Below are 6,984 nucleotides of genomic sequence, written 5' to 3'. Positions count from 1 at the left end.
GCCACCGTACTGTCGTTCATCCCCGCCGGTTGTCACAACCGGCGGTTTTATACTGAATAACAAGGAAAAACAGGAAAAACGGATGTTCAAACTTATCGTTGTCCGTTTCAAATGGCAGGTGCTGCTGGCCACGGTGCTGAGTACCATCAGCGCGCTGTCTGGTATTGGCATGCTAAAGATCATTACCCTGCAGATCGGTGCCATGACCAGCCAGTCCGCTGCCAGCGTCACACCTTTTGTCTGGTTTTTACTGGCGGTCTCGGCGGTATTGCTGTTCGGCCTGATGTCCCGCTATCTGCTGGCCAGGCTGGGGGCCCGCGTCGTTTATGAATTCAGGGACTCACTCACCCGCCGTCTGCTGTCAACGCCTTATGCCATCATTGAACGCATCGGCGGGCACCGAATTCTGGCCGCGCTAAAAACCGATGCGGCCAAGCTGTCGGAAGGCCTGCTGATCCTGCCGGAGTTCATCTACAGCCTGATCACGGTGGTGCTCTGTCTGAGTTACATGAGTTATCTCTCTGGGCGTCTGTTTCTGGTTTCCACGGCGCTTATCATCCTGCTCGGACTGATCGCCAGCGTCTTCCTGCGTTATGGGCTGCACCATTTCAAGCACCTGCGCCACTATGAAGATGCGCTGTTTCAGGGCATGCAGATGATGGTCGACGGCAGCCAGGAGCTGAGCATTAATGCCAGACGGCGTCACTTCATTTATGAACGGGTTCTGAAAACCAATTACCGCGATATCCGCCATCTCAGTGTCCGGGTATCGTTGATCTTTACGATGCTGAACAGTATTGGATCGACGTTGATTTTTTTTCTGGTTGGTCTGGTGGTATTCGGCTCCAGCCTGTATTTCAAAGACATCCCGACCGACTCGGTCGTCGGCTTCGCGCTGGTGATCCTGTATATGATCGACCCGGTGGAAAACGTCGTCAGTTCATTATCCCGTTTCAGCGAATTTACCGTCTCCTACCGTAACGTCGAAGGGCTGCCGCTGGCCCGGGACGAGGCCGACATGGCCCCATCAAGCCACCATTCACTCTCAGAGCGGCTGGCATGGCAGACGCTTAACGTCCACCAGCTCACCTTTCACTATCAGGCAGATGCGGAGGATCAGTACCGCTTTGGTATCGGCCCGATCGATGCACAGTTCCGGCGCGGAGAAGCGGTCTTTCTGACCGGCGGCAACGGCAGCGGTAAATCGACGTTTGCAAAACTGCTGGTCGGCTTGTACCAGCCGGATCAGGGCCAGATCAGTCTGGATGATGACATCGTGTCTGACACCATCCCGCTGACCGAATACCAGCAGGCGTTTTCCACGATTTTTGCGGATTTCTTCCTGTTCGATCACGTGCTGGATGAATGGGGTAATCCCGGTGATGATGCCATGATCCAACGACATCTGACTGATCTGGAATTGAACAATAAAGTGAGCGTCTCCCACGGTCGGCTGTCCTCGACAAACCTCTCCTCCGGGCAGAAAAAACGCCTGGCGCTGATCATGTCCTACTGTGAAAACACACCAATCTGTGTCTTTGACGAGTGGGCGGCGGATCAGGACCCCAGATTTCGTCGGCTGTTTTACACCGAAATTATTCCCCTGTTGAAAGCGCAGAATAAACTGGTGATTGTGATCACCCATGATGACCGTTACTTTCATCTGGCCGATCAGTTGCTCCGGTTTGATGACGGTCAACTAATCACAGGGGCCCCCGCATCGGCAAGTGGGACATCTGCTGATTGAGGCGATGGCTGGTATTGGACTGACGTCGCCCCGGTAGACGATCCTGCCCTATATAAAAAAAGGCATGTCACCCATGAGGGCACCATGCCAAAAGGAATACGCCCGGTTTAAGCGTATTCAAATGCGGAACCGCTATTCCATGTTATTTATTCATCTGGAACAACGATAACTGTTGCATATCAGTAAACGCTGTAAATGACGCCTGTAAAGACTGCTGTTGCATCTTGTAAGTGGAAATCGTGGCAGCTAAATCAATATCTAACAGGTCGCTTAAGGTCTGTTTATTGGCAGCACTGCGATCCGTACCGATGCTGTTTAACGTATCCACCTCTTGCAACTGCACACCAAGTGTGGCCTGCGCGGATGAAACGTTAGTGATTCGCGTTCTTAATACTGGCAGCAGCTGATTTAATAGAGGCAGTATTGGCATCTTGCACTGCTGATGTCGCACCTGAGAGGGGGTTTCCAATGCAGCAATCGCCGTATCGAGAGCGCTGAAAATATCAGCTGTACCACTGGCATTATTGAAAACTTCGCTACCAATATGCCCCACAGTCATAACACGATTAGCGTCTACCTGCTGGGAAATCGCTTGACTCCCCCCTACATAGCTAACAGTACCGGCAGCATCTTTTGTAAATGGTTCTGAATCTGTCTTATAACCACCGAAAATATAATTTCCATTACCATCCGAGCTATTTGCCAGATTGAGTAACTGCGATTTTAGACCACGTAAAGACGTCGCAATAAGCTGGCGATTATTGTCATTTTTTGTCCCATCGGCGCTCACCAATGTGGTGCTAGTGGTGGTTAATGCAGTGACAACGTTGGTCAACACAGAAAGCTCGCTATTCATACCGTTTTCAGCAAATGTACGAGCCAAAGTGTATTGTTCATTTTGCGCCTGTGCCTGATTTACCATGACGGCTTTCGATGCAGCGATAGGATCGTCAGAAGGCGTCAATACGCGCGTATTGCTCGCAAGTTGCTGGCCTGTTTTGCTAAAGGTAGACAATCCATCTGTGACGCCTTGCATACCCTGCTGAAAAATAATACTAGTACTGAGTCGCATAACTTAATTCCTTAACTATTTCTCGTCACAAACTTAACTTCTGATCGCTAACAAGGCATCAAAGATTGATGATGCGGTTTGAATGACCTTGGCATTCGCCATGTAATACTGCTGAAAGCGGATCAGATCGCCATACTCTTCATCAAGGTTGACACCAGAAACGGATTGCTGCTCTGTGGTCAGTTGCTTTACCACATTTTTTTGCGAAGTATCAGTCACTTTTGCCGTGCTGGTTTTATTCCCAATATCACCGACTAAACCGGCATATGCCTGACTCACACTGGATTTATTCTCAACAGCTTTAGCTGTCTGTAAGTTCAATAACGCCTTCGCATTGGTATTGTCACTCACCCCGCCGGTTGTGGAGGTGAGCGATGAACCTGCGGCAGCAATTTTAGACGAATCCGTCACTTTCACAGACATGTCAATGACAACATCACGAACCCCTTTGACAGTAAAAACATCTTTTGATGCTGGGGTACCCGAAATGTCTAGCTTCATACCATCAAAAATTAAACTAGCAGCGGTTGAGCCACTCGCTGCCGTGTAGGTCGCAGAGGAGGACAAATCTGCACCATCGGATAAACGGGTAATAGACCAATCACTCGATGCAGGTCCTACATATTTAACGGTGTAATCACTCGCTTTAATGTAATTGTTGTCGTTACGCGTCAGGGAAGCAGTCGATGTTGAACTGGCTGGTGCAGTTTGCTTAATCGTTGAACTGCCCGGCGTGACTTTAAAACTGAAGGTATCACCGGATGCCGCTGAGCCAGAAATATCGATGCTAAAACCATCAAATTTCAGTGCAGAGCCAGAGAGCGTTGCTGTAGCGGTTGTGCCATCAGCACGGGTAACCCCCCAGGAAGAACCGTTATATTGCAGTGAATACGTACCACTAAGATAAGATGAGGCAACTTCTGCGCTAGACGTATTCTTAGCACTTTTCAATGTCACTGATGTACCGATGCCGAAGAAATCACCGCCCTGTGCGTTATTCAAATCAAAACCGGCGTGATGTTGCTGATTGAATGCATCCGCAAAAGCCAGCGCCATCTGTCCTAACTGATTGCGGGCGCTATCAAGCGTGCTGGTGCGAAAGCTGAGTAATCCACCAAGAGAACCACCGGTGATAGCACTTTCCTTCACCTCACTCACACCCGCTATCACATCATTATAAGAGACAGTTGTTCGGGTTGGGTCAGTGCTGGAAGTACTGGCAACCAGCGTGTTGTAACTTTTCCCCTGCACCAATGTCAGGCCATTTTTCAATGTGATATTGTAAACATTACCGTCCTGAACCGCGACATCAACACCGACAAGCTTGTTCAGGTTATCAACCAACGTATCTCTCTGATCTAGCAAATCATTCGGCGACGCACCGTTGTTTGCCCCTTTCAGACGAATAATCTGATCATTGATGTCTGCAATTTGCTTGGCGTAAGTATTAATTTGTGAAACTGTGACAGAGATTTCACCATTAATATTGGTATCCATATCTCGCAGATATTGGTCAGTCACTTTGAACTGATTTACCAGTGAGGCCGCTTTCCCCAACACCGTTTGCCGCACCGAGGAATCGCTGGCATTACTGGTCAGGTTTTGCAGGTTCTTAAAAAAGTCCTGAATTGTAGTAGAAAGGCTGGAAGAACTGCTTGACAACAAGTTATCGATTTTCGAAATTTGCTCGTAATAAGACGTCGTCGCGCTACTGGTTGTCTGTGCTGCCCGCAACTGTTTCGAAATAAAGTCATTGTAGTCACGGTTGATGCTAACGACGTTAACACCATTGCCGATATAGCCAGCTGAGGTCGTTGTGCCATTATTCTGTACCAACAGTGCATTTTGACGGCTATACCCGGTAACTGCCTGGTTACTGATGTTGTTACTCACCGTACTCAGTGCGGATTGGGCAGCACTCAAACCACTCATTGCGGTATTAATCAAATTAGCCATGCTGGATTCCTTTTACTCTTCCTCATGCACAGATAAGACACAACGCCTGTTACCGGGCACAAAAAATACCATCGTCATTAAATTAACTTGTATAGCTATCGGCAGGCAGGCAGAAAACTTGAGAACAATTAGAAAATCCCGCTCAGATCGCGAGTATACGCTTGAACCGCCTTTTCCCCGAATGCTTCATCTGCTGAATCATGCTCACCAGCTTTTTCGCATAGCCAGGGTCAGTGGCATAGCCAGCTTGCTGCAATGCCACTGCCGCCTGTTCAGCCGTGGTTGCCGCAGAAACAGCAGCATAACGAGGGTTTTGAGTCAGTAAGCGCGCGTAGTCGTTTAATGCTTCCAGATAAGAGCCATAAACACGAAATGCTGCTTTCACTTTTTTAGCCACCCCCTGTTCGTACTCGGTAGTGGTAATTTCCGTCACCGGACCATCCCAGCCTGAACCCGCTTTGATACCGAAAATATTGTGACTTGGGCGGCCATCCGCTGTTGGGATCTCTCGGCTGCCCCAGCCTGACTCCAGCGCAGCTTGCGCAATAATCAGGTGGTGTGGAATACCACTTTGCTGGCTGACTAACATTGCCGGTGTAGACAAACGCGAAATGAACTCAGCACTGCTGACAGGCATTGCGGTCGGTTTTTCCGGTAACGTCGGCATCGCCTTACGAACCATTTGCTCTAATGCAAATGCGGGCATTGTTCGTGCTAATTGGCTATCGGCCTTGAATGGAGCCACTGATGAAGCCTGGGCTTCTGTACCCGCCATGCCTTGACCGGCCATCTGTTTTTCAATCATTGCGGCCAGACCAAGACCTTTGCCCGACGACATCTGTTGCGCCAGTTGTTGATCATACATAGAGGTCAGCATTCTGGTCTGATCGCTACTAAAAAGACCATCCTGAGGTAAGGCATCGCGCATACTTTTCATCATCATCTGTACGAAGACGCCTTCCATTTGCCTGGCCACCGCACGAATACCTTCACGGCTTTGAGGATGGCTGGATACGTCCCGCTTAAGTGCGCTGAGTGACTGCGTATCATAAGCAGGATTATTAAACGTCTTCATATCGCTCATCAGATAATTTCCAGTTTTGCTCTCAGACAACCCGCACTTTCCATCGCCTGAAGAATAGACATCAAATCCATTGGCGTGGCACCAAGCGCATTCAGTGCTCTGACGACACTATTCAGGTTGGCACTGGAGTTAACCCGTTGCAATGCACCACCTTCCTGACGCATGGAAATTTCAGTTTGCGGTGTAACCACTGTTTGCCCTCCTGCCAATGGCGTATTGGGCTGACTGACGACATTTTGCTGGTTAATCGTGACAGATAAATTGCCTTGAGCCACTGCACAACTATCCAGTTGCACATTACGGTTCATCACGACAGAGCCTGTACGCGAGTTAATAATAACCTTGGCATCCAGCGTGCCAACATTGACTTCGATATTTTGCATATCGGCCAAAAAACGAACCTGTGAACTGTTCCCCGCGGGCACCACAACACGAATCGTGCGTGAATCTAACGGGGCTGCCGAACCGCCTCGGCCAGAACGGTTAATTGCATCACTAATGGTTTGGGCCATCGTGAAATCGTCTTGATTCAGTTGCAACATAATGGTGTTGCCAGTACCAAACGTGCTGGGCAATTCGCGCTCAATAATTGCACCACCGCTGATACGCCCGCCCGCCAACTGGTTAACCTGTACACTGCTGCCCCCGGCGGAAGCGCCAGCACCACCGATTAATACGTTCCCTTGGGCGATGGCATAAACCTGATTATCTACCCCTTTCAGTGGGGTCATGAGCAACGTGCCACCCCGAAGGCTTTTAGCATTACCCATTGATGACACAACAATATCCACTGCCTGCCCCGCACGGGCAAACGGCGGTAACTTGGCGGTCACCATCACTGCGGCCACGTTCTTCAACTGCATATTTGTTCCAGCCGGCACCGTAATACCTAACTGAGACAGCATGTTGTTCAAACTTTGGGTGGTAAATGGCGTTTGCGTGGTCTGGTCACCTGTACCATCCAGCCCAACAACCAGCCCATAACCGATAAGGGCATTGTCACGTACCCCCTGGATAGAGACCAAATCGCGGATACGTTCAGCAGATGCTGGCTGTATGACTATCGCCAGCAACGCAAAGAAAAGAGTAAAGAGTGAAGAGATCCGCATCATGTGCCTCATCAAT

5 protein-coding genes are annotated in these 6,984 nt (G+C 49.5%); 1 reads left to right on the top strand and 4 read right to left on the bottom strand.

Annotation, left to right across the window (positions count from 1 at the left end; all coding sequences use genetic code 11):
* The first annotated feature begins 82 nt into the window (after positions 1-82).
* Complete coding sequence (locus tag DAQ1742_RS06650; protein ID WP_067487166.1) at positions 83-1,747, top strand: cyclic peptide export ABC transporter; 1,665 nt, start codon at positions 83-85, stop codon at positions 1,745-1,747.
* Between the two features lie 142 nt (positions 1,748-1,889).
* On the opposite strand, the gene flgL is transcribed toward DAQ1742_RS06650, so the two are convergent.
* From flgL to DAQ1742_RS06630, 4 genes are all read right to left on the bottom strand, one after another.
* Complete coding sequence (gene flgL / locus DAQ1742_RS06645; protein ID WP_180706258.1) at positions 1,890-2,819, bottom strand: flagellar hook-associated protein FlgL; 930 nt, start codon at positions 2,817-2,819, stop codon at positions 1,890-1,892.
* A gap of 33 nt (positions 2,820-2,852) precedes the next feature.
* Entirely contained in the window at positions 2,853-4,775 is a 1,923-nt protein-coding gene (gene flgK / locus DAQ1742_RS06640; protein WP_035342980.1) for a flagellar hook-associated protein FlgK, read from the bottom strand.
* A 142-nt stretch (positions 4,776-4,917) separates the two neighbouring features.
* Positions 4,918-5,859: a flagellar assembly peptidoglycan hydrolase FlgJ gene (gene flgJ, locus DAQ1742_RS06635; protein ID WP_408609433.1), complete on the bottom strand. Its 942-nt coding sequence runs from the start codon at positions 5,857-5,859 to the stop codon at positions 4,918-4,920.
* Positions 5,859-6,968, bottom strand: coding sequence for a flagellar basal body P-ring protein FlgI (locus DAQ1742_RS06630; protein WP_035342983.1), 1,110 nt, complete (start codon positions 6,966-6,968; stop codon positions 5,859-5,861). The genes flgJ and DAQ1742_RS06630 overlap by 1 nt, the downstream gene beginning before the upstream one ends.
* Positions 6,969-6,984 lie beyond the last annotated feature (16 nt).

Source organism: Dickeya aquatica (genome assembly GCF_900095885.1).
Lineage (GTDB): Bacteria > Pseudomonadota > Gammaproteobacteria > Enterobacterales > Enterobacteriaceae > Dickeya > Dickeya aquatica.
The sequence above is the reverse complement of the archived record's forward strand: the minus strand, read 5'-3'. Positions and strand labels throughout refer to the sequence as shown.

Bases quoted from the DNA above. Each gene is read 5' to 3' on its own strand.
- flgJ (WP_408609433.1), bottom strand. From the start codon at position 5,859: ATGAGCGATATGAAGACGTTTAATAATCCTGCTTATGATACGCAGTCA.
- DAQ1742_RS06630 (WP_035342983.1), bottom strand. From the start codon at position 6,968: ATGCGGATCTCTTCACTCTTTACTCTTTTCTTTGCGTTGCTGGCGATA.
- DAQ1742_RS06650 (WP_067487166.1), top strand. From the start codon at position 83: ATGTTCAAACTTATCGTTGTCCGTTTCAAATGGCAGGTGCTGCTGGCC.
- flgK (WP_035342980.1), bottom strand. From the start codon at position 4,775: ATGGCTAATTTGATTAATACCGCAATGAGTGGTTTGAGTGCTGCCCAA.
- flgL (WP_180706258.1), bottom strand. From the start codon at position 2,819: ATGCGACTCAGTACTAGTATTATTTTTCAGCAGGGTATGCAAGGCGTC.